1 protein-coding gene is annotated in these 253 nt (G+C 62.1%); it reads left to right on the top strand.

The genetic code is table 11. The features are described from left to right. Nucleotides 1–253 (top strand): dihydrodipicolinate synthase family protein (locus RYX56_RS23895; RefSeq protein ID WP_317124325.1); only part of this gene is annotated, 253 nt, incomplete at both ends.

Here is a 253-nt window from a genome sequence, read left to right as displayed (position 1 = left end):
CCTTGATCGAGAGCGGCGTTGCGGCAGATCGGCTGATCCCGGGCACTGGCTGCGCCGCACTGCCCGATACCATTTCGTTGACCAAGCATGCCATCTCGCGTGGCGTGCTCGGCACCCTGACCCTGCCGCCGTTCTACTACAAGGGCGTGCCCGAAGAGGGCCTGGTCGATAGCTTCTCGGCTATTATCGACGCGGTGGGAGACAGCAGGCTCAAGATCTACCTTTATCACATCCCGCAGATGACCGGCGTGAC

This window comes from Alkalihalophilus lindianensis, from assembly GCF_032843265.1.
GTDB lineage: Bacteria > Bacillota > Bacilli > Bacillales > Bacillaceae_D > Alkalihalophilus > Alkalihalophilus lindianensis.
This window is presented reverse-complemented; position numbering and strand designations above follow the sequence as displayed.